The following is a 25,013-nucleotide window of genomic DNA, read 5'->3' on the forward strand; positions in this document are numbered from 1 at the left end:
CCAAAAAAGAAACCAGTTGTTTTTTATTCAAACTTTTAATAATCCAATGAGAAAAAGCTGCTAAAGGGTGTATGTTATTTAAGATAAATTGGGATATGTATATGGCTAATCAATGCTTTAATCAGGCAAAAGCGGTGCTTGAATTTCGGTTAGATCCGTGCCATTTGCCACAAACGACGACATATTTTTCATCCAAAACGGGTAATCAGGTTATTTGTTCGTTAAATGAGCGTGGTGTTTCTTTTAAAACGGATATGCCTTCAAGCTTATCGCATTTAATACCGCCTTATCATTTCCAAGGAATTGCAGCACGTACCGTAAAAACGCGTTCAGGAGAAAGAGCTGTTGCATTAGAATTACTTCATGCTGATGAGGAAGCTTGTATACCGCTTTTGGTTTCCAGAGATTTGAATAATGTTCTTCTGGATTGGCGATTATGGGCGGATACTTATGGCCTCCCCATGCTTATGATCAATGAAGATAATCGCATTCTAGTTGTAAAAGATCGTTCTGATTTACATCGTTTTTTTGGTACAACAGCACATTCTAAACAAAAGCGTTTCTTACTTCGTTATAGCAATCCGTTAGGCTTGCGTTTGGTGATTGCGAATCGAGTTGCACTCCAGTAATATTAATATGCATTCATTTTTGTACTACCGTAAGCATTTATCTTGTTGTGCCGTAAAACATCGTTGTTTGGGCGGTAATATAAGGCATGTAAACTTCATACATGAAGTATTTTTAGAGGACATGGCGAATATTCTTAAATGTCGGTCTTTGTGTAAGTGAAGCATATGAGTGGGAACCAAGAGGAACCTGCTCAATGAGAATCCAGATGTTTCCAGATGGGATTTGGTGTGACTTTTGGTTCTTTAAGGCAAAGAGGAAGTCAATGATTGTAAATGAGAATTTTTTGACACCATATATTTGCAGCAGGAATCGGTTATGTTAAACGCTTTTCTCGGAGAGGTAAAACGACTTTCATAACAATAGAAACCGTTTTTTTTGGCGGTGTAATTTTTGGTTTTTGCCACATCGTTAAAACACCAGAAGATTGCTGGAAGTGTTTTTGATTTTTTTTATAAATCATTTCTCCATGTTGAATGAGAGCTTTAAATATTACAAAATATTCTTATTTCATCTCTCTCTCTTATAATCAAAAGCATTTAGATAGAAAGGGTTATCGTAATATTGAGAGTTGGAAAATACAATGATGGTATCGGTTTTTATCTTTATTCAAGAAAGATGGCAGTATGGATTTATACTATTTGCAGGTAGTATCGTAAAATGGGAGTGACGAGCATGAGGGGTATTGTTTAAGAATTTGTACGTGAATAACATCAGTATCTTTTTTTTGGCATTTTATTTTTCGTAAAAGCGGAATTTCATTAAAAAACGCAATAAATAAAAGAAATGATAGTATATATGTTTTTCTTCAGGATTTTATAAGAAAGAAAGTGTTTATAAAAGTGATGAGAAAATACGTTTAAAGTAAATACAACAGTAAAATGATCAGTTTATATGACAGTGTCATATTCAGAGAAATTTCCTATTTTATCATGAGTAGATATCCTATTTACAATATTTGATTGTTCAAAGGAAAGCACACTCATTTTTTCAAAATTATGATCAACGTAAAACAGTGAGAAAATTTTTGTACTATGCTCTTATATAAAATAATCAAATCGTAAAAAAGAATATTCAAAGGATTTAGTTTTCTCGCGCAATGGCTCTCCATCCGATATCACGACGAACAAAACCTTCTGGCCAATCAATACAATCAACAGCTTCATAAGCACGTTTTTGTGCATGCGTAATCGTTTTTCCTGTTGCTGTTATATTGAGAACACGTCCACCATTTGCAATGAGTTCTCCATCACGCAATACTGTACCAGCTTGAAAAACTTTCACATCGGGAAGAGTGTTTACTTTATCAACGTTACGGATGACAGTACCTTTTTGGGGAGAGTCTGGATAACCATTGGCAGCCATAACAACGGTGAGAGCAGTTTTTTCAGACCACCGAAGAGGCTTATGTTCAAGTTTTCCTTGAGCTGCAGCAAGAAAAATTGGCAAAATGTCATCTTTGAGACGCATCATTAAAACTTGACATTCAGGATCACCGAATCGTACGTTAAATTCAATTAATTCGGGTCCTTTTTGCGTTATCATTAATCCGACGAAGAGAATACCTTTAAAGGGGGCGCCCATTTCTTTCATGCTTTTTAAAGCTGGTTCAACAATTTCTTTGAGGGTACGATTCACTATTTCTTGGGTCATGATGGGCGCTGGTGAATAAGCACCCATACCACCGGTGTTTGCTCCAATATCCCCATCACCTACACGTTTATGATCTTGGGCAGATCCAAAAGGAAGAGCAATTTTACCATCACAAAGGCAGAAGAAGCTTGCTTCTTCACCTTCAAGAAAAGATTCTACAACAATTTTGTTTCCTGCATCTCCAAATGCACTTTTGAAGCAGGCATCGACTGCGTTAAATGCTTCTTCCATAGTTGTTGCAACCACGACACCTTTGCCAGCTGCTAAGCCATCAGCTTTAATAACAATGGGAACACCTTGTTGATGAATGTAAGCTTTAGCTTTAGAAGCATCATTAAAACATTGGTAACTTCCTGTAGGAATGTTATTCTTACGACATAAATCTTTTGTAAAAGCTTTTGAACCTTCTAGTTGAGCAGCTTTTTGAGTAGGACCAAATACACAGATGTTAGCGCTATTAAGAGAGTCTGTTATACCCGCAACCAATGGTGCTTCTGGTCCTACAATCACAAGATCAATAGAATGTTTTTTACAAAAATCAATAACAAGGGGATGGTCATCAATGTTTAAATTAATATTTTCACCAAATTCTGTTGTTGCAGGGTTTCCAGGAGCACAATATAACTTTGTTAGCAGTGGTGATGCTGCTATTTTCCATGCTAAAGCATGTTCTCGTCCACCTGAGCCAATAAGAAGAATATTCATTGCTTGCTCCTCTCATAAAAGATGATTAATCTCATCTCTTTCTCATAAGAATGAAATGTCTCTATCGCAAGACCAAAGGTAAATCATTTGATGAAAAAAAATAAAAATATCGCGCATGTTCAATCCTGTGAGAGTCAGGGACGGGTTATGGACGCATCTTCCAAACAATGGGTCTACAATTTCCTTCCCTGTTCTTTATGGTTTTATGCGCAATTGGCGCGTTGGGATCGGCCTATCGGATGGCAATTGTTGATGTGGCCTTGTTTTTGGTCAACAACAATGGCTTTTTTCTCTTATAACATGCATTACGATACTCTTTTATCAATGTTTCTTCATTGGGTTTGGTATCTTTTTCTTTTTTTTCTGGGATCTATTGCTATGCGAGGGGCAGGATGTACTTGGAATGATCTTATTGACCATAAAATTGATGCTCAGGTAGAAAGGACACGTTCTCGTCCATTGCCGACAGGTCATGTGAGTCGGTTTCAAGCCAGAGTTTTTATACTTATGCAATGTTTGGTTGGTTTAGTCGTTTTATCACAATTTAATAGGTTTAGTTTTTTTCTAGGTATTTCGTCATTGATAGCTGTTGCGTTTTATCCTTTTATGAAACGCGTAACATATTGGCCGCAGTTTTTTTTAGGCGTTGCGTTTAATTGGGGGGCATTAATGGGGTGGGCTGTTGTCTTTGGAAGTTTAAGTTGGGCCCCAATCTTGCTTTATGTGGGATCAATCTTGTGGACCATAGGATACGATACAATCTACGCACATCAAGATAAAGAAGATGATGCTACTGTTGGTGTCCGTTCTACGGCTCTTCTCTTTGGTAAAGGAACCAAGCGTGCTTTAGTATTTTTGTATGGTGGTTTTGTGGTGTTCGTTAGTCTAGCATTTTATTTAGCTGGAGTCCCTGTTCTTAGTTTTTTGGGGATTTTTGCGGCAAGCATCCATATGTTTATTCAAATTAAAGTCATTGATATAGATGACAGTTCACAATGCCTCAGGCTTTTCAAATCTAATTCGCTTATTGGTTTTGTGATTTTTGCTGGTTTGGTATTTGGGGGTATATGGACGATATTTTATCCTGCGATCTAAAAATAAGTTAGCTAAAATCATAGTTTCTGCTGAATACAGTATTTTCTTTTAAATAAGTTTGTTGCTAATCTGTTTTAAGCGATACAGTAGAAAATATTACCAATCAACTTTTACAGTGAAAATGAAATTCTTCTATTTAAATAAACTAAATCATCTTATTTTAGAATTTTTCAAATAAAAAATATTTTTTTAACTGTCGGGAAGAAAAAATCTTTATAACGATGAAGTTTGAAGGATTAGGGATAAAGTTTTTGTCTTTTCCAATCGCTGTGTTCAACACAATCGCGTGTAAAAAGCAGACGATCATGTAAACGAAATGGGCGATCGCACCAGAACTCTATAGAAAGGGGTTTAACACGAAACCCAGACCAATAAGGTGGTCGTGGAATATTGCCTAGAGCATAACGTGCAGTATATTGAGCAATTGCTTTTTCGAGCACAAAACGATTGTCTAAAGGTTGAGATTGTTTAGATGCCCATGCACCAATTCGACTACCACGTGGTCGCGATTGGAAATAGGCATCGGCTTCCTGTTGACTTACTTTTTCAACAATTCCTCTAATTCTGACCTGACGACGGAGCGATTTCCAATGAAAACCTAAAGATGCTTTCATTGATTTTAAAATTTCTTGTCCTTTACAGCTTTCATAATTGGTATAGAAGACGAAGCCTTGGGGACTGTAGTCTTTGAGGAGAACCATACGAACATTAGGGAGTCCTGTTTCGTCAACTGTTGCTAATGCCATAGCATTTGGATCATTTATTTCACTTATCGTTGCTTCTTCAAGCCACTTTGCGAAAAGTTCAAAAGGTTTTTGCATTTTCATAAAATGATCATCTGTTGGTATTTTGTTGCTCATAGTTTCTCCAAATATCAGTGAGCATGGGTAAGGCATTTTCTCATTTACTTTATCATCAAAAAGTTACAGTACTATTTTTTCTTATTTTCAAAAAGCCAATGCTATTGTGTATTTCTATGGTAGTTTAATTATTTTTACTTTAGCATAGACTACAATGAGCTATATTAAATAAATGTCTCATTTTATCTGGTATTTTAGTTTATTGATAGACATATAAAGAGGAAAGAAGAAATTATTCTCTAGAATAGACTGATGAAGATATAAGGGATATTGAACAACGGATCAGTTGATATTTTGAAACCGAAAAAATTGAAAAGAGGGCAATATGCGTGATCCCTACACGATTCTGGGTGTGGCACGTACCGCAAAATCACAAGAGATTAAATCGGCATTTAGAAGATTAGCAAAGAAGTATCATCCAGACCATAATAAAGATGATACAAAGGCTAAAGAAAAATTTGCTGAAATTAATCAAGCTTATGAAATTATAGGTGATAAGGATAAAAAGGCACAATTTGACCGCGGTGAAATTGATATGGAAGGAAAACCGCTTTATCAAGCCTATGGTACTGGTGAAAATTTTAGCAATAAACAAAATCCCTTTTCAGGAAGAGCAAAGGGATTTGATTTTTCCTCTTCAGGTGGTGCAGGTTTTGATGCGAGTGATATTTTTCGGGATCTGTTTGGAGGAGGTGGTAGCTTTTCGAATTCCACACACTATAACCGTCCCCAACAAGGAGCACATGTTCGTGCTAATCTTGCTATAACATTAGAGCAGATGGTTGGCGCAGAAAAGGTGGAAGCTGTTTTTCCAAATGGAAAAAAGTTAAAAATTAAACTTCCAGATTATATTGAAGACGGACAGACTATTCGATTAAAAGGTCAGGGAGAAGAGGTACCTCTTGGGCAAGCAGGAGATGCGTTGATAACCATTCAGATTCAAAAACATCCTCGTTTTCGGGTTGAAGGAAGAGCACTCCATCTTGATTTACCAGTTTCTCTTAAACATGCTGTTTTGGGAGCAAAAGAAGAAGTTGAGACATTGGAGGGACGTGTGGTTTTAACGATTCCTGCTTGGTCAAGTTCTGATCGCGTTTTACGGTTGAAAGGGAAAGGGCTTCGTTTAAAAAATGGTACAAGAGATGATCTTTATGTGCATGTTCGCATTATGTTGCCAGAAGGTAAAAATGCCGCGCTAGAACAGTTTTTGCAAATGCAACAAGATTAATTTTAAAATTTTTTATATATAAAAGCGTAGTTTTTGTTTGATTTTAAACCAATTACTTGAAGAAAAAGTTGACCTGTGTCATAGGCAGATGAATAATATTAATTTTAAGTAACAATGGGGCAGTGCTGATGGCTAAGGGTAATGGTTTATTGTACGGTAAGCGTGGTTTAATTTTGGGGTTGGCCAATAATCGCTCCATCGCTTGGGGAATCGCTAAAGCGGCAAGTAGCGCAGGGGCAGAGCTTGCTTTTACCTATCAGGGTGAAGCAATGAAAAAGCGTGTTGAGCCTTTGGCTGAAGAATTAAAGGGATTTGTTTGTGGACATTGTGATGTTTCTGACAGTGTCTCTATTGATACGGTCTTTAGAGAAATAGAGAAGAAATGGGGAAAGCTCGATTTTTTAGTTCATGCTATTGGTTTTTCTGATAAAGATGAGTTAAGTGGTCGTTATATTGATATCAGCGAATCAAATTTTATGATGACCATGAATATTTCGGTTTATTCCCTAACAGCTCTAACGAAGCGTGCAGAGAAATTGATGTCAGATGGTGGTTCAATCTTGACACTGACCTATTATGGTGCAGAAAAGGTTGTTCCCAATTATAATGTAATGGGGGTTGCCAAAGCAGCTCTTGAAGCGAGCGTGAAATATTTAGCGGTAGATTTAGGTCCTCAAAATATTCGTGTTAATGCTATATCTGCTGGACCAATTAAAACGTTAGCGGCTTCAGGTATTGGTGATTTTCGTTATATTTTAAAATGGAATGAATATAATGCTCCATTACGTCGTACGGTAACAATTGAAGAGGTTGGTGATTCTGCGCTTTATTTTCTTTCAGATTTGTCTCGTTCTGTTACCGGTGAAGTCCATCATGTCGATTCGGGTTATAATATCATAGGTATGAAAGCAGTTGATGCACCAGACATTTCTGTCGTTAAAGAATAAAGTTTGGTTTATAGGATTTTATTGGACAGCAGTAATTTGACCAAATTTAAAGTGGCTGAGAGTATTTGGGAGCAAAGAGCTACCTTGTGTATGGCACACAACATACGTTGTCGTTGTAATATTTGACAGAGAAACGGATATTTTTTCATGTCGCATAATACATTTGGTCATTTGTTTCGTGTAACAACATGGGGTGAAAGTCATGGTGCTGCTCTTGGTTGTGTCATTGATGGTTGTCCACCTGGAATTATTTTTACTCTTGCAGAAGTTCAAGCTTATCTTGATAAACGCAAACCAGGACAATCAAAGTATACAACGCAGCGCCGAGAACCAGATGAAGTAGAGATCCTTTCAGGAGTTGTTGTTCAAGACGATGGGACGACATTGGTGACAACAGGTACACCAATTTCTCTGTTGATTCGAAACACAGATCAGCGTTCGAAGGATTATAGCTCGATTGCCCATCAGTATCGTCCAGGACATGCGGATTATACTTATGATATTAAATATGGCATTCGTGATTTTCGAGGTGGGGGACGTGCTTCAGCACGGGAGACGGCCGCACGTGTTGCAGCTGGTGCATTTGCTCGTAAAATCGTTCCTGGTTTGATTGTACGAGGAGCAGTGATAGCAATTGGTCCTCATAATATTAATCGTGATCGTTGGGATTGGTCAGAGGTTGATAATAATCCTTTTTTTACAGCTGATGCAGAGATGGTTCCCATTTTTAGTGATTATATCAGTAAACTCCGTAAAGAGGGAACATCTGTTGGTGCGGTTGTTGAGATCGTTGCAGAAAATGTTCCGGCAGGTTTAGGAGCCCCTATTTACGCAAAGCTTGATCAAGATATTACATCATTACTTATGTCGATTAATGCGGTAAAAGGAGTGGAAATTGGTGATGGTTTTGCGGCAGCCCGCTTGAGGGGAGAAGAAAATGCCGATGAAATGCGAATGGGAAATGATGGAAAACCGCTTTTTTTATCCAATCATGCTGGTGGTATTTTAGGGGGAATATCGAGTGGACAGCCAATTGTTGCACGTTTTGCTGTAAAGCCTACTTCATCAATTTTAACGCCTCGTCGCTCCATTGATGTTGATGGTCATGATATAGATGTTATAACGAAGGGACGTCATGATCCATGTGTTGGGATTCGTGCCGTTCCTGTTGGTGAAGCGATGGTTGCTTGTGCTATTGCTGACCATTATCTAAGACATCGCGGTCAAATTGGGTGATTGAGAAGGTGAACAATGGCGTATGATGAAAAAAAAATTGTTTCTGCACTTAAAGCTTTTGAACGCGGTGAAATTGTTGTGGTGACAGATGATGATGACCGTGAAAATGAGGGTGATTTAACTCTTGCTGCAGTGCATTGTACAGAAGAAAAGATGGCGTTTATTCTTCGTCACACAACAGGTATTGTGTGTACACCTATGCCAAAAAAAGAAGCACAACGGTTTAATCTTGCTCCTATGGTACCAGATAATAAATCTGCACATGGGACGCAATTTACTGTTACTGTGGATTTTAAACATGGGATAACGACGGGTATTTCCGCACATGACCGCACATTGGCAGTTCGTAATCTTTCTAATCCAAATGCTGGTGCTCACGATTTTGTCCGTCCAGGACATATTTTTCCTTTGATTGCGCATGAAGGGGGGGTGCTCATGCGTTCAGGTCACACGGAGGCCGCTGTTGATTTATGTAAATTAGCTGGTTTGCCACCAGTTGGTGTTATTGGTGAGTTGGTCAATGATGATGGCAGCGTTAAACATGGCGATCAGATCATGCAATTTGCGCAAGAACACCGGTTGCATATGATAACGGTTGCAGATTTAATTGCTTACCGCCAACGTAAGGAAATATTGATCAAGCATGTTGGAGAAATGCCTATTGAAACATCTGTAGGTCCCGCTATTGTTCATAGTTATCAACTCCCTTGGGAAGCCGTTCAGCATATTGCAATTGTTTTTGGTGATGTCCGTGAGGGTGGTGATATTCCTGTGTATTTACATCATGAAAACATTATAAATGACGTTTTTTGTCAAGCTTCAGATATTATGGTGATGATGCGGCGTATGATGGAAAAAGAAAAACGTGGCGTATTTATTTATTTGCGTAAAGGCTCTGTTATGCAATCAACTATTGATATTCAAAATATGGCAAGAGACAGTTCAGAAAACCATGTGCAGGCGATTGAACGCGAAGAAGAATGGCGCAAAATTGGTTTAGGATCACAAATTTTAAAATATCTAGGAATAGGCTCTGTTATTGTTTATGCAGCTAAAGAACATCATTATGTAGGTTTAGAAGGTTTTGGAATTCGTATATCCAGAACAGATATTTTTTGAGGTTCATATGAAAAAAGAGATACAAGAGGGGGATATTACGACTTTAAGCTTTGAGCAAGCGCTTCAGCAACTTGAAGTTATTGTCGAAAATTTGGAACGTGGCGATGTGCCTTTGGAACAATCCATTGATATTTATGAACGCGGTGAAGCGCTTAAAAAGCATTGTGAAAAACTCTTAAGAGTTGCTGAAGCTAAAATTGAAAAAATACAACTTTCAGAAGAAGGTTCTCCAGAAGGAGTAGAACCACTTGATGCTAAATAATATTAAATATTTTGGATATTTATTGTGAAACGAGGAGATATAATAACCTTTTTTATAGAAAATTAAATCGATTGATTTCTTTTTTATAAAATAAGTTAAAAATGAGGAAGTTATAGCTCATCTCAAATAGAAAAGAACATTTTTGAGTAAAAAAGATGCAAAACTATAAATAAGAGTAGAGAAGATACATTTTTATCGTTGCGTTTTCTTGAGTTAAGATAATAGGAAGGTTTTTTTGTCTCAGGTTTTAACACCATTGCTTGACCGTATTTGTTTTCCGCAAGATTTGCGGGCATTGCCTGAGTCTGATTTGGTACAGTTGGCTGATGAGTTGCGGACCGCAACAATTGATGCGGTTTCTGTAACAGGTGGTCATCTTGGGGCAGGACTTGGTGTTGTTGAGCTCACTGTTGCATTACATTATATTTTTAATACACCAGAGGATAGGATTATTTGGGATGTTGGTCATCAAACCTATCCACACAAGATTTTAACGGGGCGTAGAGAAAAAATTCGCACATTACGTCAAGAGGGCGGATTATCAGGTTTTACAAAACGTTCAGAAAGTGTGTATGATTCATTTGGAGCGGGTCATTCGTCTACTTCTATTTCAGCGGGGCTTGGCATGGCGGTGGCAAGTGCTTTGAAAGCAGAGACAAGACGCAATATCATAGCTGTCATCGGTGATGGTGCAATGTCTGCGGGCATGGCTTATGAAGCAATGAATAATGCTGGCGCTTTGGATGCACGCTTGATTGTTGTGCTTAATGATAACGATATGTCTATCGCACCACCTACAGGTGCTATGAGTGCACATCTTGCACGATTAGTATCTCGTCCTTCTTATCGTCATTTGCGTGAACGCGTAAAGATGTTGAGCGAAAAATTGCCAAAGTTTTTTTTGGATAAGGCGCGTCGTTCAGAGGAATTTGCGCGTGGACTTTTGGTTGGGGGAACTTTATTTGATGAGCTTGGCTTTTATTACCTTGGACCCATAGATGGGCACAATTTGGGGCATTTATTGCCTGTTTTAAAAAATGTTCGTGAATATCCTAGTGGTCCTGTTTTGGTGCATGTTGTCACACATAAGGGAAAGGGATATCCACCTGCAGAAGCATCACCTGATAAATATCATGGTGTTAATCGTTTTGATGTCACGACAGGAAAACAGGTTAAAGCATCAAGTAATATTCTACCCTATACCAAGGTATTTTCTAAAGCTTTAATAGAAGAAGCTCGCCATGATGATAAGATTGTTGGCATAACAGCAGCGATGCCAACAGGGACAGGTCTTGATTCTTTTGCAAAAAAATTTCCTGAAAAAATGTTTGATGTTGGTATCGCTGAGCAACATGCCGTAACTTTTGCGGCAGGACTTGCTTGTGAAGGGTACAAGCCTTTTGTTGCAATTTATTCTACTTTTTTACAGCGTGCTTATGATCAAATTATTCATGATGTATCAATTCAAAAATTACCGGTACGTTTTGCTATTGACCGCGCAGGTTTTGTGGGGGCAGATGGTGCAACACATGCTGGAAGTTTTGATATTGTTTTTTTGTCCACTCTTCCTGGGTTTGTTGTTATGGCACCTTCTGATGAGCTTGAACTGATGCATATGGTGCGTACAGCTGCAGCTTATGATCAGGGACCAATTTCTTTTCGTTATCCACGTGGTGAGGGTATTGGTATAGATTTACCGCAACGTGGCGAGTTATTAGAAATTGGAAAGGGGCGTGTTCTGCGTGAAGGAAATAGGATCGCTTTGGTTTGTTTTGGAACGCGGATGTCAGAAGTGTTGCAAGCTGCTGATGCGTTAGAGGCTGAAGGATTATCTACAACGGTTGCAGATGCACGGTTTGCGAAACCTTTAGATAAGGATTTGATGTGTCGTTTGGCACGTGAGCATGAAGTATTGGTGACAATTGAAGAAGGGGCAATCGGTGGTTTTGGAGCGCACATATTACAATTTTTAGCGCAAGAAGGGCTCTTAGAGCATGGTTTGAAAGTTCGTACACTAAAACTTCCTGATGAGTATTTGAATCATGGTGCACCAGAAAAAGTTCTCTCAACTATCGGGCTTGATGCTATGGGTATTGTCAACACGGTTTTTGCTGCTTTAGGCCGCGAGATTCGAACAGGATAAAAAATTCGAGTATGATATGGCTGCCAGAAAAAGGCTCGATATTCTCTTAGTTGAAAAAAACTTTTTTACGACACGTTCACGCGCACGTGATGCTGTCATGCGTCAAACTGTTAAAGTTAACGGCGAAATCGTTTTTAAAGCTGGGCAAATTGTTTTTGGTGATGCAGAGATTGCTGTTTGTGATCCAGCGCAGAATTATGTTTCTCGGGCAGCGTTAAAATTGATTGCTGCACTTGATGCATTTCCGATTATAACAGATAAAGTGACGGCCATTGATGTTGGTGCATCAACAGGTGGTTTTACACAAGTTCTCTTAGAACGTGGATCGGCTCATGTAATTGCCGTTGATGTTGGGCATCATCAATTTGATAAACGTTTATTGGGCAACAGTGCTATAACGTTATTAGAAGGCTTGAATGTTAGAGATTTTCAACATAACCATTTAGGTGGGCGAGAAATTGATCTTATCGTTTCAGATGTTAGCTTTATTTCTCTCAAACTTGCATTGCCTCCCGTTTTGTCTTTAGCCAAGAAGGGCGCTCAAGCTGTTTTACTGGTAAAGCCTCAGTTTGAGGTTGGTCGTAAACACTTTAGTAAGAGGGGAATATTAAATCCATCAATAGCTAAAGAAACTGCTGAGGCGCTTTTTGTTTGGTTAAATACACAAACAGGGTGGAGCGCAAGAGGTTTAATTCCTTCCCCTATTACAGGTGGTGATGGCAACGTGGAATATTTACTATTCGGAGAAAAACAAGAGTGAGTGACAATGTCATAATCGACCATATCGGAGCAAATGGGTATGGTACTTCTAGGACGTCTCGCGGCTTCGTTTATGTTCCTTTTACTTTACCAGGAGAGTGTGCTGAAATTACTGTTCATGGAAAATATGCAACATGTATAGCATTAAAAGAAAAATCATTAGAACGCATTGATACTCTTTGTCAGCATTTTGGAGAATGTGGAGGGTGTACTCTTCAGCATTGGCATATGGATGCTTATCGCGTATGGAAACAACAATTGGTTGTTGATGCGCTTAAAAAGTATGGACTTAATAATGTTGTTGCGCCTTTAATAGAATGTAAACCTTATAGCCGACGGCGGATTACTCTAACAGCATCTATGACCCCACAGGGGCAAAAAGTTGGTTTTAACCGTTATCTCTCTCATGAGATTGTAGCTCTTGAGGAATGTCCAGTAAGCTGTCCAGAGCTTATTTCTCAGTTGCATAATATCAGAGAGCTCTGTGCTTTTCTAAGCAGCTCTGCCAAACGGTTTCATGTTACAATAACACGTGTTGAAAATGGTTTAGATGTTGCTTTAAGCGGTTGCATTGTACACCATGAATCACTTCGTCAGAAAATGATCAGTGCTGCTCTTTCATATGGGATTATACGTTTATCTGTTGATGGTGAAGTTTTGGTTGAACGAGAAAAACCAGAGATTTACTTTGGAGATGTCCGTGTTGAATTTCCTTCTGGTGGTTTTCTTCAAGCAACCTGCGAAGCTGAAAATATAATGGGCAATATTATTTTGACTCATTTAAAAAAAGCAAAGAATGCTGTTGATTTGTTTTCAGGGATAGGAACATTTACTTTGCGTATGGCAAAAAAGATGAATGTTCATGCAGTAGAAAATAATGAAGATGCATTAAGAAATCTAAATACAGCAGCACGTTTTGCGACTGGTTTAAAAACGGTCACTTGTGAAAAACGTGATCTTTTCCGACATCCCCTTTCTGTAAAGGAACTTGAGTGTTTTGAGAGTGTTGTTTTTGATCCTCCCCGTGCTGGTGCAGAGCAACAAGTACGTGAATTAGCTAAGACGACAGTATCACGTGTTGTGGCAATTTCCTGTAATCCTACTACATTTGCTCGTGATTTATCTCTTCTTGTTGCAGGGGGGTATACAGTAGAAAAAATCATACCGATTGATCAATTTTTATGGTCACCACATGTCGAAATTGTTGCTGTTTTGAGCAAAAAGAAAAAAAAGAAAGGTTGGAAGCTTTAGCTTAAAAATTTTTTAATGCCATGAAGATTTTTTTTAAAGTTTACTTGAGTATTATTATAAAATCTCTCCAAAAATTATCTATAATAATAACCTTTTTCTCGTTGAATTAAGAGCACTGAATGTAGAAAGTGTTTTTTATTTTGAACTTTTTATTATGAAATATAAAAGGCAAATTATCCCACACAAAAGACTAATGTATTAAGAAGAAGATGTGTCTGAACAAGCCGGTGCCAGTGTTATATTTGTCATCTTCCAATGTGGCTATAACTCTTGTTACTTGAGACGGTCCATAAGAGGAATCTTTGGTCCTTTCTTGTACAGGTTTTATTCATATGACTCTCCCCATCTGTAACGTACAAACGAATGATTTTGATTGATTCAATATGGAACAGATTTGAAATGAGAGAATCTTATGGTATTCAAGGTTCTAATTTAATATGAACAACGATAGATTATCTTTATAAATCAATGTATTGTAACCTCCTCACAAAATGGTCGTGATAGATGATAAGGAGGCAATATTGGGAAGGAATGAGAAAGCTTATTCTTTTATAAGCGCAGTTCCACCGATTGTCATATTATTGATTCGAAGATGAGGTTGACCAACACCAACAGGGACATTTTGGCCAGCTTTTCCACACATACCGATACCATTATCAAGTTTACTATCATTACCAATCATTGTAATACGTTTCATAGCATCCGGTCCATTTCCAATAAGAGTTGCGCCTCTGATTGGTGCTACAATTTTACCATTTTCTACTCGGTATGCTTCAGTACATTCAAAGACGAATTTTCCAGAAGTAATATCAACTTGTCCTCCACCAAATGAAACAGCATAGATACCATGTTTGAGTGAAGAAAGGATTTCTTCAGGTGTTTTATCTCCTCCTAGCATGATTGTATTGGTCATTCGTGGCATTGGTGCATAAGCATAAGATTCACGCCGTCCATTTCCAGTTGATTTACCTCCCATAAGCCGTGCATTAAGCCTGTCTTGCATAAAACCAACGAGCTTTCCATCTTCAATGAGAACGTTATATCCTGAAGGGGTCCCCTCATCATCGACAGTGAGAGAGCCACGGCATTGTGGAATTGTTCCATCATCAACAACTGTAACACCTTTTGCCGCAACTTGTTGTCCTAAAAGTCCAGCAAAAGCGGATGTTTTTTTACGGTTAAAGTCACCTTCTAAACCATGACCTACGGCTTCATGGAGCATAACGCCAGGCCATCCATTGGCTAAGACAACATCAAAAGATCCTGCAGGTGCTGCTTCTGCTTCTAAATTTGTTAAAGCCATACGTAAGGCTTCATCCGCAGCTTTTTTCCAATTGTCTTCATGAATAAATTGGTCAAATGCTTGTCGCCCTCCACATCCATAAAAACCATTTTCACGTCGATTGCCTTCAGCTGCGACCACAGATATAGAAAGTCGCACAAGGGGACGAATATCACGAACCAAATAACCATCTGCACGTAAAATTTCAACATGTTGTAGCGAGCCGGAAAGAGAAGCAGTCACTTGATGCAATTTATCATTTTTAGCACGTAAATAGGCATCAATTTTTTGCAAAAGAGCACTTTTTTCCTCAAATGATGGAGCATCAAGGGGATTATGCGGTTGATAAAGTTTTTTGTTTGTTTGTTGAGGTGCTATGCTATAAGTTCCCGCATGATTATTATAGGTAATAGCTTTAGCTGCTTCACTAGCACGTTTGAGTGCAGCAGCTGATAATTCACTAGAATATGCATATCCGGTAGCTTCTCCAGCAACGACACGCAGCCCAAACCCCATATCTTGATGGAAAGAGCCGTTTTTAAGCTGTCCATTATCAAATAAAAGAGCTTCGCTTTCTGTATACTCAAGGTAAAGCTCACCATCATCAGCATGATGAAGCGTTTCTTGTACAAGTGATTGCACTTTAGAGGAAGTAATATCAAAATGATCTATCAGCGATTTCATAAGAATTATCCTATTTTTATGGGAACTTAGAAGATTTTTATTAATCTAATTTAAGAAGCTTTCAAAATATACGATGAGATTTTAATCGTCTAAAGTGTATCGATTTCATTCATGTAGGTAAGGTTGCATAGGCGTCGGCAAGACCATGAAGGTCAACAAAACCTCCAATCCCTTGTTCAGGAGTTGTAAAGATAAAATAGGTTGCCATTTTTCCTTTTAAAAAGAGCTGCAATATGTCTTCTTTAAGAAAGGCTTCAGCAACACAATTATCACCAAGACAACGACGATATTCCATTCTGCCCATATTTTTATCGTCAATTTTAATTCCAACGCCAGGACGTAATTCAACGCGAATCGGAACAAAAACACGCATCAAAGCACCTTGCTTTTGAGGAAGTTTATAAAATGTAACACGCAAAGTAATATCATGACGACCTTGTGTATGAACGTTTTGTACAACTTCACACTGCATGTTAGGTGTACCTGGCGGTAGAGCACAAACTTTTGTCCATGCACCATAGGTTTGTGGAGCAGGGACATTTTGCGCATAAGGTGTTTGTGCAAATGCATGATTGATAAAACTACTATAAAGTGTGTAAAGAACAGCACCAATAAAAAAAGTTTTTTTGAGTAATTTATAAAGTATCACAGAAAATCCTACCCGACTCAACACACATACAACCATACATAGATTTACATAAAAAAATGAATTCCCCACATAAAAACTATAACACAAAATCAGTATTTACCCAAATATATTAATCCATAGGATATATTTTTATGATACATTTGTAATGTAGGAGAGAATGTTGATTGAAAAAATGTATTTTTGTTGCCAATATTCCATCTATTTTTAGGGGATACGTGCGAACGAGGTATTTCATATTTTCTCAAAAATACGATTGGTCTTAATTGATCATTTCCATACGCTAGATAATATTGGTTTGTGAATGACAGAAATGGAAAAGGGCTTTGAGCGGAATGTCAGTTTCAGGAGAGTTATCGGTCGTGAATAGTAAATCAACGCCACCAAAATCCGGTATTAGTGATTATATCACACTATTAAAGCCACGTGTTATGTCTCTTGTGGTCTTTACGGCTCTAGTTGGTTTGCTTGTATCGCCAGTTTCTATTAATCCGTTGTATGGTTTTTTAGCGATTTTATGTATTGCCATCGGTGGTGGCGGTGCGGGAGCACTGAATATGTGGTATGATGCTGACATTGATGCCGTGATGGAACGGACCAAAAAGCGTCCTATTCCTATGGGTAAAATCAGTTCCCAAAAAGCATTTATTTTGGGCATGGTTCTTTCTATGCTTTCGGTATTGGTTATGGGGAGCTTCATTAATTGGTTTGCAGCATTTTTTCTTGCGTTTACGATTTTCTTTTATGTCGTTATCTATACAATTTGGTTAAAACGTATCACACCACAAAATATTGTTATTGGTGGTGCTTCTGGGGCTTTCCCACCAATGATTGGATGGTCCGTGACAACAGGGACAGTGAGTATTGATAGCTTTTTATTATTTTTAATCATTTTTATGTGGACCCCCCCTCATTTTTGGGCTCTTTCTTTATTTTCATCCCTTGATTATGAGGCTGCAGGTATTCCTATGATGCCTAATGTTCGAGGTGAACATTCAACAAAAAAGCAGATTTTATTTTATACTATTTTGATGGCATTGTGCGCTGCTGCTCCTTGCTTTACTGGTCTTGGCGGAATTTTTTATGGTATTTTTTCAACAATTTTAAGCATTATCTTTGTTTATTTTGCCTATCGTTTGTGGAAAGCTGATACACATAATGAAACTATTTTGATGGCAAAAAAACTGTTTTTCTTTTCGTTACTTTATTTGGCAGCTATCTTTGGAGTTCTTTTGATTGAATCTCTTGTTTGGTATTTTATCGCTCTTTAGGCAAATAAAATGAAAAAGCAAATTTAAAAAGAGCTTTGCTGCAAGAAAATCTCGTAAGAAAACACGATAGAGTGTGTTCTTATGCAAAAGATGCTATTGCCAGTTTTTTTACATTGCTTATTCGTGTATAATGATAAGTTGTTTGAATATATAGCTAAAACTATAGAGATTAAGGATGATTTATGTCTGGACTTCCCCCTTTAACGATACGTCTTTGTGGTCCACGTGGATTTTGTGCAGGGGTTGATCGTGCTATCCAGATTGTTCTCCTTGCATTAAAAAAATATGGTGTTCCAGTATATGTTCGTCATGAAATTGTGCACAACCGCTACGTGGTTGAGGGATTACAGCAACGGGGAGCTATTTTTGTTGAAGAACTTGATGAGATTCCAGAAGAACATCGCAATCAACCGGTTGTTTTTTCTGCTCATGGTGTACCAAAATCTGTTTCAGAAGAAGCACGATGCTATAATTTGTTTTATCTCGATGCAACATGTCCGTTGGTCTCGAAAGTTCATAAACAAGCGGTACGACATCAACGTCATGGTCGTCATGTTATATTGATTGGTCATGCTGGTCATCCTGAGGTGATAGGGACAATGGGACAGCTTGAAGAAGGGGCTGTGACGCTTATTGAAACGATAGAAGATGCTTTGCATTATCTCCCCAATGATCCAGATAAATTAGGATTTGTTACACAAACAACGCTTTCTGTTGAAGATACGGCAGGAATTCTCGATATATTACAACAACGTTTCCCTACATTAGCAGCCCCAGCGGCTGAGTCAATTTGCTATGCTACAACGAATCGACAAGATGCGGTTAAGGCAGCAGCAAAGGGGAGTGATTTGTTTTTGATTGTTGGAGCGCCAAATTCTTCTAATTCACGACGTTTAGTAGAGGTTGCCGAAAAGTCTGGTGCGCGGCAAGCTATTTTAGTTCAGCGCGCTGATGAAATTAATTTTGAAAACCTAAAAGCTCTTTCTATTGTCAGTCTTTCAGCAGGGGCTTCGGCTCCTGAAATTATTATTGATGAAATTATTTCAGCGTTTCGTGAGCGTTATAATGTCACAATAGAATTAGCTGAAACAGCAGTAGAAACGGAAAAATTTTTAGTGAGTCGCGAATTACGTGACGTCATTTTAACGTCGCAAGATATGGCTTTCGTCAATGGTCAAGCAAATAATGCAAAAAATGAAAATCAGAATACAGACATGTCTACAACGAAAGCAGAATAATGGCCGTTTATACAGATATTCATTCAAATGATTTAAAAGTGTTTTTAACACGTTATGCAATAGGGTCACTTTTGTCTTATCAAGGTATAGAGGAGGGGATTGAAAATTCTAATTTTCTGTTAGAGACAACACAAGGGCGATTTATTTTAACACTTTATGAAAAGCGTATTTCAAAAGATGATTTACCTTTTTTTTGTCGCTTGATGCAGCATTTAGGACAGCGTGGAATGCCTTGCCCTCAACCTGTTATTCAAAATGATGGAATGATGATCTGTGAATTAGCAGGACGCCCTGCTGCTATTATTACTTTTCTGGAAGGAGAGTGGGTCCGCCAGCCCACTATAGATCATTGTGGCGAAGTGGGGATGGGGCTCGCACAATTACATTTAGCAGGACAGGATTTTACACTTAGTCGTAAAAATACTCTTTCTGTTATGGATTGGCAGGTATTGTGGCAACGTTGTCAAACAAAAGAAGATGCATTATTAAAAGAATTTGGGCAAAAAATTGAGTTAGAATTAGCTTTTTTACAGGAAAATTGGCCGCTCAATTTACCAATAGGCATTATTCATGCAGATTTATTTAATGATAACGTCTTTTTTGTGAATCATCGTCTTTCTGGGATAATAGATTTCTATTTTGCTTGTAATGACTTTTTTGCTTATGATTTAGCGATCTGTTTAAATGCTTGGTGCTTTGAGCTTGATCATTCTTATAATCTGGCCAAAGCACGTAAGTTATTGGAAAATTATCAAAAAATAAGACCATTGATCCCTTTAGAATTGGACAAGATTGTTTTGTTAGCTCGTGGTGCGTCTTTACGTTTCTTACTCACACGTCTTTATGATTGGTTTAATACACCGCCTAATAGCTTTGTTATTAAGAAAGATCCATGGGAGTATTGGCACAAGCTTTGTTTTTTCAGTAATGTAAATTCGCTAAGTGAATTAGGTTTTTAAATTTTATGGCAACTCAACAAAAAGTCGTTGAAATTTATACAGATGGTGCTTGCTCAGGGAATCCTGGAATTGGAGGATGGGGAGCAATTTTACGCTGGAATGGTCATGAACGTGAGCTTTATGGCGGTAAGGTCCATACGACAAACAATCAAATGGAACTCATGGCGGCAATTTGTGCATTAAAGGCACTTAAAGAGCCCTGTTTGGTCGACCTTTATACAGACTCAGTTTATGTGCGTAACGGTATATCTAAGTGGATTGAAGATTGGAAAAAGAATAATTGGCGCACTGCATCAAAAAATCCTGTTAAAAATATGGAGCTATGGCAAGCTCTTGAGGATGCTTGTTCTTGTCATACAGTCAGATGGCACTGGGTAAAAGGACATGCGGGACATCCAGAAAATGAACGCGCAGATGCCCTTGCTCGCAAAGCAATTTCTCAATATCGCGAAAATGGATGTTTTCCAGCATAATTACTGTTTGAGAGTTTTTTCTTTTATCGCGGAGTCGCAAGAGGGGTTGGCTGCGTATGGAATATGAATGTTCCACTTAAGGCGTAATCTTTAAAAGAAACTGTATAAAAAATTTTTTGGTTTATTTCTTCTGGTGCGAAATAGAGTGGAGCACTGAAGAGTGTATATTCTGCGTTATCACTGACTTTTTTTGCTGCTCCAATTTGCATTTCTCCTCCATCTAAAAAGAGAGAGGAAGGAGTGGTCTTGTTGTTATTTTGTATTTTTATAAGAAGGGTACTGTTATTTTTTTCGGCACTTATTTTTAGTGCATTCTGCATCATGCGGGGCAAAGAATCTTGGGCATTTTTTAAGAAGGAAGCAGGAAGATGTTTATTTTTAAGAGCAGATGGCGAAAAATCAAAGTTAACAGTAAATGGAAGACAGATTTTATTACATAATCCAAGAGTGAAAGCACCACTTAAATTTTTGCTTGAACCAGAAAGATTGAAGGGCAATATTACTTTATCTTTATAGCCTAATGACCAATCATTTTCTGTTTCAAAAAGCTGTGGGGTAGGATAAAAGATTTCATAAGAAACCTGTTGGTTGAAATTAAAAAACGGTGCCATGCCAGAATTACCTGGATTACGCCAGTAAGTTTTCCATCCTGGTTTAAGCACAATCTCAATAATGCCTTCTCTTATTCCAGAAAGAGAAGGTTCGGTGATTGCTAATCGGATACGACCACCATCTGATTCATACCAAGATGTTGCGAAAAGCTGGAGTTTTTGTTCTTTTTGAGCATTTACAGGAATGTTAAGTAATTCTAAAACTATGAATGTTAAGCTTAAAGTAACTAAAAGATTTTTATAAAAGAAAGTTGCGATATTTTGTAAATTTGTAAATACATGACTTTTTTTCATTGGATTTTTATTTTCCTAGTGTACTAAATGAACAAACTTTTACCATGTAAATTATGGAGAATAACAAATTAATGAAGCGGTGTAATGGCTTTTTAGGTGGACAATTACTCATAGCAATGCCTGGGATGAATGACAAACGCTTTATTCGTTCTGTTATTTACATTTGCGCGCATTCTGATGCTGGTGCGATGGGCATTATTCTCAATCAATTGCATCATATTGATTTTCCAGATCTTTTGCTTCACTTGGGAGTCATAGACAGGGGCCAAAAAAAAAGTCTTTCTGAACCAATAAAACAGTTTCCAGTTCGCTATGGTGGTCCTGTTGATCCTTCGCGTGGTTTTGTCCTTCATTCAGATGATTATGCTTGTGAAGAAACTGTTTTTATTGCAGATAAGGTCTGTTTTACTGCGACTATTGATATATTAAAAGCGATCAGTTGCGAACAAGGTCCGCAACATGCACTGGTAGCGTTAGGTTATGCTGGATGGAAAGCGGGGCAACTTGAGGCAGAAATTTCTACAAATGGTTGGCTAATCAGTTCTACATCACCTAGTTTTCTTTTTGAAAGTGATTTAAGCTGCAAGTATGATAAAAGTTTAACACGCATGGGTATCGATCCAACTTATCTTGCTTCTGAAATGGGACACGCTTAGAGTTTTTTCTAAGCTTTTTAACTTTACACGTTATTTTATCCCTTATGTTTTTATTTTATAAGGGAAATGGCTTTGAACGAGCGTAATTAATTCTTCTATGGCAATCGGTTTCGTTACAAGTGTGCTTTGAACATATTTACAGCCTTCTTGACGGAGGAAGATTGCTTCTTTTTCATTTTCAACACCTTCTGCGATAATTTGCAAATTAAGATCTGTTGCCATATTAATGATAGACTTAAGAACAATTTTCTTCTTAAGGGAGTCGATTGAAATAAGTGAACGATCAAGTTTAACCATATCAAATGGATAACGTACGAGATAGGTCAGAGACGAATAACCTGTTCCAAAATTATCGAGTGCGAGATTCATTCCAAGTGTTTTAATTTGTTCGAGAAAGTGCGCTGATTGTTCAGGATTATTTCTTAAGACAAATTCAGATATTTCAATCATCAAACGCCCTTTGTGGAGCGGATGACGAAGCAGAGCGGCGCGCAATTGACTAATAAAACGAGGATGAATCATTTCTGCGCTTGGTAAATTAATTGAAATAAAGAAAGATTGTTGGGAAAACTTTTCTTGTACATTTATAAGATCGATAATGGCACTATCGATGATAAATTGTGACAAATTCATAACAATTTGTTCGTTTTCTACGATTTTTATAAAATCAGAGACATTTAAATTTCCATAAGTGGGATGATGCCATTCTACAATTGTTTCAAAACCAATAATATGTCCGTCTGATAAATTAAGAATAGGATGGTAGAGGATTTTTATCTCATTACGTTTTATGGCATAATGAACATCTTTTTCCAGAGTATTATGTTCGAGACCCAAAGTGCGAAAATTAGGACGAAAAGGTTCTATATGGTTTCCACCCATTTGTTTTGCGCGAATCATCGCTAATTCACTGTCATTAAAAATATCTTTAGCTGTCGATCGGCTTTCACTCCATGTAACCAATCCGATAGACGTTGAAAGAATTATTTTGTTTTCTGAAAGTGAAATAGGTGCTGAAATTGTTTTGTGCAAATGATCTGCAAATGCTGCAATTTTTTGTGGTTCAGTTTCACTGAGTAAAATAATTGCAAAGCGGTCTGCTGAAAGTCGCGACAAGGTGTCTTGAAAGTTAATGAGACGGTTTAAACGACGTGCGATTATAAGCAGTACAGTATCCCCAACTGCTATGCCTAATTTGCGATTAATTTTGCGAAAATTGTCCAAATCAATCATAAAGACAGTCGGTCTAATTTTGATATTTGCTTTCGCCAAAGAGGTATAATTTTGTAGTCTATCGAAGAAAATTTGTTGGTTAGGAAGGCCGGTTAAGCTGTCGTGGATTGCATCATGCAATAAGCGTTCTTCGGATTTTTTATGGTTAGTAATATTGACAATGGTTCCAATGACACGTGTGATTTTCCCATCTTTTTGCATAGCCGGGCGTGCACGAAGAGAAAACCAATGATAATAACCACCACCGGAAGAAAGCCGAAAAATTTGATCAATGCGCCCTTTTTTATTTTTAAGAATGATATCTAATACGCCTTGAAAGCGTTCACGATCATCATGGTGCAAGGCTGAAATCCAGTTGCGCATAGGTCCATTGAGGTTATGAATTTCAGTACCAAAAAGGGTAGCCATGTTTGGATGTACAACAATACGGTCACGCTCAATATTCCAATCCCAAATAATATTTCCAGCTCCCTTTGCTGCGAGTACTTGTTGTTCAAGATCGGAAAATATTCCTTCATGGAAAGCGTCATTAGAAAAAGTTTGTTGCAGGACAGTAAAGCTGATGAGAAGAACAATGAGCACTAATCCCCCCGCTAATGCCGGCTGGATAATATCATTGTTTAAATATCCAGCTATGCAGGCATAGGCTCCAACACACCAAAAGCTAATGAGCAACCATGTTGGAATAAGCATAATGGCGCGGTCATAGCTTCTGATCGAGAAATAGATGATTAATATTATACCAAGCACAGCGGTAAGGCCAAAAGACAAACGCGCAATTCCAGCTGCTCTGATTGGATCATAAATAGCAAAGGCTCCTAGACTGCAAAAGGCAATGGTCCAAGCGATAGCACCGTAACTAAAATGATAATGCCAGCGGTTAAGGCTGAGATAGGTAAAAAGAAAAATGAAGAGTGTAGCAGTAAGTGCTACTTCTGTACCAGCACGCCAGATTGGTTGTGTTGTGAGTGTAACTGCAAAGAATTTATTTAAAAAGTTGAAGTCAATACCAATATAAAAAAGCACTGCCCAAGCAACAGCAGCTGTTGCAGGAAACAGTCCTGTTCCACGGACAACAAAGAGTACAGTTAACAAAAGCGCTAAGAGACCTGATATCCCAAGAAGAATACCATGATAAAGCGTATAAGAATTAATTGCATCTTTATAAGCTTCAGGTTGCCATAAATAGATTTGCGGTAGATTTGCAGAGTTAAGTTCGGCCACAAATGTAACAACAGCACCAGGGTTAAGGGTAATACGAAAGATATCAGAGTTTGCACTAAGTTGACGATCGAGGGAAAAACCTTCGCTTGGCGTTATGGATTGAATCCTTGCTGATCCAAGGTCTGGCCAAAAAAATCCAGAACGCGCCATGCGGTAGTGGGGGGCAACGATGAGACGATCGATTTGTTCATCTGTTGGATTTGCAAGAGAAAAAACTGCCCAATTTCCGGAAAATTTTTCATTTTTTGCCTGCACTTCAATACGCCAAACAATACCATCTGGTCCTGGCGCTGTACTTGTTTGAAAAATAGAGCTGTTTGTATGGTGAATTTCAATTGCTTGTGAGAGATCAAGAGCAGCATCCTGAGAAGAAATTTTAACTGGCTCAATTGCTTGTGCTGATGTAAGATGGACAAGAGAACTAACGACTACAATGAAAATGATGTCAATTATTTTACGCAAACTCTTCACAATGTCCCACTCTCAATATTTTAGGATGTTTAACTTTCATTTCGATTTTTGAGAAAAAACGTCCACCTTTTATAATTTATTTACAT

General features: G+C 37.9%; 22 protein-coding genes. 15 read left to right on the forward strand and 7 right to left on the reverse strand.

Annotated features, from left to right (window positions below; translation table 11 throughout):
- Positions 1–101 precede the first annotated feature (101 nt).
- A complete protein-coding gene (locus tag ACFIKJ_RS06425; RefSeq protein ID WP_273787899.1) occupies positions 102–629 on the forward strand; it encodes a DUF6101 family protein in 528 nt (175 codons plus the stop codon).
- A 314-nt stretch (positions 630–943) separates the two neighbouring features.
- Here ACFIKJ_RS06425 and ACFIKJ_RS06430 read toward each other — a convergent pair whose 3' ends face one another.
- A complete protein-coding gene (locus ACFIKJ_RS06430) occupies positions 944–1,090 on the reverse strand; it encodes a hypothetical protein (protein ID WP_375670359.1) in 147 nt (48 codons plus the stop codon).
- A gap of 620 nt (positions 1,091–1,710) precedes the next feature.
- Positions 1,711–2,985: a phosphoribosylamine--glycine ligase gene (gene purD / locus ACFIKJ_RS06435; RefSeq protein ID WP_375625135.1), complete on the reverse strand. Its 1,275-nt coding sequence runs from the start codon at positions 2,983–2,985 to the stop codon at positions 1,711–1,713.
- Positions 2,986–3,075: 90 nt separating this feature from the next.
- On the opposite strand from purD, the gene ubiA reads away from it, so the two are divergent.
- A complete protein-coding gene (gene ubiA, locus ACFIKJ_RS06440; RefSeq protein ID WP_375651585.1) occupies positions 3,076–4,080 on the forward strand; it encodes a 4-hydroxybenzoate octaprenyltransferase in 1,005 nt (334 codons plus the stop codon).
- 236 nt (positions 4,081–4,316) lie between these two features.
- On the opposite strand, the gene pdxH is transcribed toward ubiA, so the two are convergent.
- Entirely contained in the window at positions 4,317–4,940 is a 624-nt protein-coding gene (pdxH, locus tag ACFIKJ_RS06445; RefSeq protein ID WP_273787902.1) for a pyridoxamine 5'-phosphate oxidase, read from the reverse strand.
- A gap of 325 nt (positions 4,941–5,265) precedes the next feature.
- Between pdxH and ACFIKJ_RS06450 the strand changes: the two genes are divergently transcribed.
- The 8 genes from ACFIKJ_RS06450 (at position 5,266) to ACFIKJ_RS06485 (ending at position 13,885) form a co-directional block, all read left to right on the forward strand.
- On the forward strand, positions 5,266–6,168 hold the full coding sequence (locus tag ACFIKJ_RS06450; protein ID WP_273787903.1) for a J domain-containing protein: 903 nt from the start codon (positions 5,266–5,268) through the stop codon (positions 6,166–6,168).
- Between the two features lie 128 nt (positions 6,169–6,296).
- Positions 6,297–7,115, forward strand: coding sequence for an enoyl-ACP reductase FabI (gene fabI / locus ACFIKJ_RS06455; RefSeq protein WP_375625132.1), 819 nt, complete (start codon positions 6,297–6,299; stop codon positions 7,113–7,115).
- 147 nt (positions 7,116–7,262) lie between these two features.
- Positions 7,263–8,351, forward strand: coding sequence for a chorismate synthase (gene aroC, locus ACFIKJ_RS06460; protein ID WP_375651584.1), 1,089 nt, complete (start codon positions 7,263–7,265; stop codon positions 8,349–8,351).
- Between the two features lie 15 nt (positions 8,352–8,366).
- Positions 8,367–9,470, forward strand: a complete 1,104-nt coding sequence (gene ribB / locus ACFIKJ_RS06465; protein ID WP_375625130.1) for a 3,4-dihydroxy-2-butanone-4-phosphate synthase — start codon at positions 8,367–8,369, stop codon at positions 9,468–9,470.
- A gap of 7 nt (positions 9,471–9,477) precedes the next feature.
- Positions 9,478–9,732, forward strand: a complete 255-nt coding sequence (locus tag ACFIKJ_RS06470) for an exodeoxyribonuclease VII small subunit (RefSeq protein ID WP_375625129.1) — start codon at positions 9,478–9,480, stop codon at positions 9,730–9,732.
- A gap of 235 nt (positions 9,733–9,967) precedes the next feature.
- The gene (dxs, locus tag ACFIKJ_RS06475) at positions 9,968–11,875 is read left to right on the forward strand and encodes a 1-deoxy-D-xylulose-5-phosphate synthase (RefSeq protein WP_375625698.1); all 1,908 of its coding nucleotides are present in this window, start codon (positions 9,968–9,970) and stop codon (positions 11,873–11,875) included.
- A 16-nt stretch (positions 11,876–11,891) separates the two neighbouring features.
- Positions 11,892–12,635, forward strand: coding sequence for a TlyA family RNA methyltransferase (locus ACFIKJ_RS06480; protein ID WP_375625127.1), 744 nt, complete (start codon positions 11,892–11,894; stop codon positions 12,633–12,635).
- Positions 12,632–13,885: a class I SAM-dependent RNA methyltransferase gene (locus ACFIKJ_RS06485; RefSeq protein WP_375625700.1), complete on the forward strand. Its 1,254-nt coding sequence runs from the start codon at positions 12,632–12,634 to the stop codon at positions 13,883–13,885. Before ACFIKJ_RS06480 ends, ACFIKJ_RS06485 begins: the two co-directional genes overlap by 4 nt.
- Before the next feature lie 541 nt (positions 13,886–14,426).
- Here ACFIKJ_RS06485 and tldD read toward each other — a convergent pair.
- Together tldD and ACFIKJ_RS06495 are read right to left on the reverse strand one after the other, a co-directional pair.
- Complete coding sequence (gene tldD / locus ACFIKJ_RS06490; RefSeq protein ID WP_375625125.1) at positions 14,427–15,851, reverse strand: metalloprotease TldD; 1,425 nt, start codon at positions 15,849–15,851, stop codon at positions 14,427–14,429.
- 109 nt (positions 15,852–15,960) lie between these two features.
- A complete protein-coding gene (locus tag ACFIKJ_RS06495; RefSeq protein WP_375625703.1) occupies positions 15,961–16,536 on the reverse strand; it encodes an invasion associated locus B family protein in 576 nt (191 codons plus the stop codon).
- Between the two features lie 296 nt (positions 16,537–16,832).
- Between ACFIKJ_RS06495 and cyoE the strand changes: the two genes are divergently transcribed.
- The 4 genes from cyoE to rnhA all read left to right on the forward strand — a co-directional run bounded on the left by cyoE (position 16,833) and on the right by rnhA (position 20,438).
- Positions 16,833–17,768: a heme o synthase gene (gene cyoE, locus ACFIKJ_RS06500; protein WP_375651618.1), complete on the forward strand. Its 936-nt coding sequence runs from the start codon at positions 16,833–16,835 to the stop codon at positions 17,766–17,768.
- A 182-nt stretch (positions 17,769–17,950) separates the two neighbouring features.
- Positions 17,951–19,006 carry a 4-hydroxy-3-methylbut-2-enyl diphosphate reductase gene (ispH, locus tag ACFIKJ_RS06505; RefSeq protein WP_375670361.1) on the forward strand — a complete coding sequence of 352 codons (1,056 nt, stop codon included), beginning with the start codon at positions 17,951–17,953 and terminating at the stop codon, positions 19,004–19,006.
- A complete protein-coding gene (locus ACFIKJ_RS06510) occupies positions 19,006–19,965 on the forward strand; it encodes a homoserine kinase (protein WP_375653207.1) in 960 nt (319 codons plus the stop codon). The genes ispH and ACFIKJ_RS06510 overlap by 1 nt, the downstream gene beginning before the upstream one ends.
- Positions 19,966–19,970: 5 nt before the next feature.
- Positions 19,971–20,438, forward strand: coding sequence for a ribonuclease HI (gene rnhA / locus ACFIKJ_RS06515; RefSeq protein ID WP_375625120.1), 468 nt, complete (start codon positions 19,971–19,973; stop codon positions 20,436–20,438).
- 23 nt (positions 20,439–20,461) lie between these two features.
- Here the strand turns inward: rnhA and ACFIKJ_RS06520 are convergent, their stop codons facing one another.
- A complete protein-coding gene (locus ACFIKJ_RS06520; protein ID WP_375625119.1) occupies positions 20,462–21,343 on the reverse strand; it encodes a protein-disulfide reductase DsbD domain-containing protein in 882 nt (293 codons plus the stop codon).
- Positions 21,344–21,414: 71 nt separating this feature from the next.
- Between ACFIKJ_RS06520 and ACFIKJ_RS06525 the strand changes: the two genes are divergently transcribed.
- Positions 21,415–21,999, forward strand: a complete 585-nt coding sequence (locus ACFIKJ_RS06525; RefSeq protein WP_375625118.1) for a YqgE/AlgH family protein — start codon at positions 21,415–21,417, stop codon at positions 21,997–21,999.
- Positions 22,000–22,041: 42 nt separating this feature from the next.
- Here ACFIKJ_RS06525 and ACFIKJ_RS06530 read toward each other — a convergent pair whose 3' ends face one another.
- On the reverse strand, positions 22,042–24,927 hold the full coding sequence (locus ACFIKJ_RS06530) for an EAL domain-containing protein (RefSeq protein ID WP_375651582.1): 2,886 nt from the start codon (positions 24,925–24,927) through the stop codon (positions 22,042–22,044).
- Between the last annotated feature and the right edge of the window lie 86 nt (positions 24,928–25,013).

The organism is Bartonella sp. PS7NMGDW (genome assembly GCF_042193585.1).
Taxonomy (GTDB): Bacteria; Pseudomonadota; Alphaproteobacteria; order Rhizobiales; family Rhizobiaceae; genus Bartonella; species Bartonella grahamii.

What these genes read in the sequence shown, in the direction of transcription:
- ACFIKJ_RS06425 (WP_273787899.1), top strand. Translation starts at nt 102, where the DNA reads ATGGCTAATCAATGCTTTAATCAGGCAAAAGCGGTGCTTGAATTTCGG.
- ACFIKJ_RS06430 (WP_375670359.1), bottom strand. Translation starts at nt 1,090, where the DNA reads ATGATTTATAAAAAAAATCAAAAACACTTCCAGCAATCTTCTGGTGTT.
- purD (WP_375625135.1), bottom strand. Translation starts at nt 2,985, where the DNA reads ATGAATATTCTTCTTATTGGCTCAGGTGGACGAGAACATGCTTTAGCA.
- ubiA (WP_375651585.1), top strand. Translation starts at nt 3,076, where the DNA reads ATGAAAAAAAATAAAAATATCGCGCATGTTCAATCCTGTGAGAGTCAG.
- pdxH (WP_273787902.1), bottom strand. Translation starts at nt 4,940, where the DNA reads ATGAGCAACAAAATACCAACAGATGATCATTTTATGAAAATGCAAAAA.
- ACFIKJ_RS06450 (WP_273787903.1), top strand. Translation starts at nt 5,266, where the DNA reads ATGCGTGATCCCTACACGATTCTGGGTGTGGCACGTACCGCAAAATCA.
- fabI (WP_375625132.1), top strand. Translation starts at nt 6,297, where the DNA reads ATGGCTAAGGGTAATGGTTTATTGTACGGTAAGCGTGGTTTAATTTTG.
- aroC (WP_375651584.1), top strand. Translation starts at nt 7,263, where the DNA reads ATGTCGCATAATACATTTGGTCATTTGTTTCGTGTAACAACATGGGGT.
- ribB (WP_375625130.1), top strand. Translation starts at nt 8,367, where the DNA reads ATGGCGTATGATGAAAAAAAAATTGTTTCTGCACTTAAAGCTTTTGAA.
- ACFIKJ_RS06470 (WP_375625129.1), top strand. Translation starts at nt 9,478, where the DNA reads ATGAAAAAAGAGATACAAGAGGGGGATATTACGACTTTAAGCTTTGAG.
- ACFIKJ_RS06480 (WP_375625127.1), top strand. Translation starts at nt 11,892, where the DNA reads ATGGCTGCCAGAAAAAGGCTCGATATTCTCTTAGTTGAAAAAAACTTT.
- tldD (WP_375625125.1), bottom strand. Translation starts at nt 15,851, where the DNA reads ATGAAATCGCTGATAGATCATTTTGATATTACTTCCTCTAAAGTGCAA.
- ACFIKJ_RS06495 (WP_375625703.1), bottom strand. Translation starts at nt 16,536, where the DNA reads ATGGTTGTATGTGTGTTGAGTCGGGTAGGATTTTCTGTGATACTTTAT.
- cyoE (WP_375651618.1), top strand. Translation starts at nt 16,833, where the DNA reads ATGTCAGTTTCAGGAGAGTTATCGGTCGTGAATAGTAAATCAACGCCA.
- ispH (WP_375670361.1), top strand. Translation starts at nt 17,951, where the DNA reads ATGTCTGGACTTCCCCCTTTAACGATACGTCTTTGTGGTCCACGTGGA.
- ACFIKJ_RS06510 (WP_375653207.1), top strand. Translation starts at nt 19,006, where the DNA reads ATGGCCGTTTATACAGATATTCATTCAAATGATTTAAAAGTGTTTTTA.
- rnhA (WP_375625120.1), top strand. Translation starts at nt 19,971, where the DNA reads ATGGCAACTCAACAAAAAGTCGTTGAAATTTATACAGATGGTGCTTGC.
- ACFIKJ_RS06520 (WP_375625119.1), bottom strand. Translation starts at nt 21,343, where the DNA reads ATGAAAAAAAGTCATGTATTTACAAATTTACAAAATATCGCAACTTTC.
- ACFIKJ_RS06525 (WP_375625118.1), top strand. Translation starts at nt 21,415, where the DNA reads ATGAAGCGGTGTAATGGCTTTTTAGGTGGACAATTACTCATAGCAATG.